Below are 2,991 nucleotides of genomic sequence, written 5' to 3' on the forward strand. Positions count from 1 at the left end.
TCGACGAGATCGACAAGAGCGACATCGACCTGCCCAACGACCTGCTCACCATCTTCGAGAAGGGCGAGTACGAGCTGCCCGAGCTGACCCGGCGGTCGCCACGCCCGCCGCGGCGGAGCTGATCCGCGGCGCCGACCTGGTCGTCGCCTGGGGCTGCTCGCTGAACATGTGGACGACCCGGCACGGCGCGCTCGTCGACCGGGCCGCCGTGGTCGTGCAGGTCGACGTGGACGCGCACGCGCTCGGCGCGCACCGCCCCGTCGACCTCGGCCTGATCGGCGACGCCGCCGAGACCGCCAGGGCCGCATCGGCCGAGCTCGGCGCCCGCGGGCACCGGGCCACGGGGTACCGCACGCCCGAGGTGGCGGAGCGTCTCGCCCGCGAGGGCCGCTGGCAGGACGTCCCCTACGACGAGCATCCCGGCGAGGACGGCGCGGACGGCCCCCGCATCGACCCGCGCACGCTGACGATCGCCCTGGACGGGATGCTGCCCCGCGAGCGCACGGTCGCCGTCGACTCCGGCAACTTCATGGGCTACCCGGCGATGTTCCTGGACGTCCCCGACGAGGACGGCCTGGTGTTCACGCAGGCGTTCCAGTCGGTGGGGCTGGGCCTCGCGACCGCCATCGGCGCGGCCGTGGCGCGCCCGGACCGGCTCACCGTCGCCGCGCTCGGCGACGGCGGCGCGCTGATGTCGGTCGCGGAGCTGGAGACCGCCGTCCGGCTCGGGCTCGGCCTGCTCGTGCTCGTCTACGACGACGAGGCCTACGGCGCGGAGGTGCACCACTTCGGTCCGGGCGGGCACCCCCTCGACACCGTCACGTTCCCGCCCGCGGATCTGGCCGCGGTCGGGCGGGGGTTCGGCTGCGCGGCGGCGACCGTCCGGACACCGGGCGACCTCGCGGCGGTGGGCGCCTGGCTGGCGGGTCCCCGCGACCGGCCGATGGTCGTGGACGCCAAGATCACGCGCAGCCGCCCCTCGTGGTGGCTGGAGGAAGCGTTCCGGGGTCATTAACTCACTCTGTGTAGCCTCGCCCTCCTTGGGAACGATCACGATCACGGCCGTCGTGGCCTGGTTCACATGCCTGAGGAGGAGACATGGCGCAAGGGCCGAGGCTGCCCGAACTCGCCAGGCAGATGCTGGCGGAGTTCGCCGGCACCCTGATCCTGATCCTGTTCGGCGTCGGCGTGGTCGCCCAGGCCGTGGCGGCGAGCGGGCTCGGCGCGCCGCAGAGTCTCGGCGGCCACGACAGCATCGCCTGGGCCTGGGGGATCGGGGTCACGCTCGGCGTGTACGTCGCCGCCCGGACCAGCGGTGGGCACCTGAACCCCGCCGTGACGCTCGCGCTCGCGGTGTTCAAGGGGTTCCCCTGGCGCCGGGTCGTGCCGTTCTGGTTCGCGCAGACGCTCGGCGCCTTCGTGGCCGCGCTGATCGTCCGGTGGGACTACAGCGAGATCCTCGCCAAGTTCGACCCCGGCCACACCCTGAAGTCCCAGTTCGTGTTCTCCACCCTGCCGGGCAACGGCACGCTGCCGATCGGCACCTGGGGCGCGTTCCGCGACCAGGTGATCGGCACCGCGATCCTGCTGTTCCTCGTGCTGGCCCTCACCGACGTGCGCAACGCGCCGCCGCTGGCCAACCTGGCGCCGCTGATCATCGGTCTGGTGGTGGTGGCGATCGGCATGGCGTTCGGCTCCGACGCGGGTTACGCGATCAACCCGGCCCGCGACTTCGGGCCGCGGCTCGCCCAGTTCATCACCGGATACGACACCGCCTGGCGGGACCAGTACGGCGACCTGTACTTCTGGGTGCCGATCGGGGGCCCGCTGATCGGGGGCGTGCTCGGCGCCGGCCTGTACCTGCTGTTCGTCGGGCGCCACCTCCCCGAGGAGGAGGGCGGCCTGCCCGCGGCGCCGGAGCCGGAGTACGACGTCACCTGACGGGCCCGTTCCCTCGGGCGGAAAGGAAGAGTCCATGGCCGACTTCGTCGGGGCCCTCGACCAGGGCACGACCAGCACCCGATTCATGATCTTCGACCACGGCGGCAACGAGATCGCCCGCCACCAGCTCGAACACGAGCAGATCCTGCCCCAGGCCGGCTGGGTCGAGCACAACCCGACCGAGATCTGGGAGCGGACGCGCTCGGTCATCGAGAGCACGCTGAACAAGGCGAACCTGTCGCACGGCGACCTGGCCGCGTTCGGGATCACCAACCAGCGCGAGACGACCGTGGTGTGGAACCGGCGCACCGGCCGCCCTTACTACAACGCGATCGTCTGGCAGGACACCCGCACCGACCGCATCGCCTCCGCGCTCGAACGCGACGGCCGGGGCGAGACGATCCGGCACCGCGCCGGGCTGCCGCCCGCGACGTACTTCTCCGGCGGCAAGATCCAGTGGATCCTGGAGAACGTCGACGGGGTCCGCGAGGCCGCCGAGCAGGGCGACGCGGTCTTCGGCAACATCGACACCTGGGTGCTGTGGAACCTCACCGGCGGGACGGACGGCGGCGTGCACGTCACCGACCCCACCAACGCCAGCCGCACCATGCTCATGGACCTGGAGACCCTCTCCTGGGACGACCAGCTCCTGTCGTTCTTCGGGATCCCGCGCTCCATGCTGCCGGAGATCAAGCCGTCCTCGGCGCCCGACGCCTACGGCACGACGCGTCCGGGCGGCCCGCTCGGCGGCGAGGTGCCGCTCACCGGCATCCTGGGCGACCAGCAGGCGGCGACGGTGGGGCAGGTGTGCTTCTCTCCCGGCGAGGCCAAGAACACCTACGGCACAGGCAACTTCCTCCTGCTCAACACAGGAGAGGAACTCGTCCGGTCCAAGGCGGGGATGCTCACCACCGTCTGCTACAAGTTCGGCGACGCCGCGCCCGTCTACGCCCTTGAGGGTTCGATCGCGGTGACGGGGTCGGCGGTGCAGTGGCTGCGCGACCAGCTCGGGATCATCTCCGGCGCCGCGCAGAGCGAGTCGCTGGCCCG

The 2,991-nt window shown here is 71.9% G+C and carries 3 protein-coding genes; all 3 read left to right on the plus strand.

Annotated features, from left to right (window positions below; all coding sequences use genetic code 11):
- Positions 1-136 precede the first annotated feature (136 nt).
- On the plus strand, positions 137-1,015 hold the full coding sequence (locus ABWI04_RS42315) for a thiamine pyrophosphate-dependent enzyme (RefSeq protein ID WP_353835933.1): 879 nt from the start codon (positions 137-139) through the stop codon (positions 1,013-1,015).
- 83 nt (positions 1,016-1,098) lie between these two features.
- Positions 1,099-1,941: an MIP/aquaporin family protein gene (locus ABWI04_RS42320; protein WP_345187843.1), complete on the plus strand. Its 843-nt coding sequence runs from the start codon at positions 1,099-1,101 to the stop codon at positions 1,939-1,941.
- A 34-nt stretch (positions 1,942-1,975) separates the two neighbouring features.
- On the plus strand, positions 1,976-2,991 hold a 1,016-nt coding region (glpK, locus tag ABWI04_RS42325), incomplete at its 3' end, for a glycerol kinase GlpK (RefSeq protein WP_353835932.1).

Source organism: Actinomadura sp. NPDC000929 (genome assembly GCF_040492065.1).
Classification (GTDB): domain Bacteria; phylum Actinomycetota; class Actinomycetes; order Streptosporangiales; family Streptosporangiaceae; genus Spirillospora; species Spirillospora verrucosospora.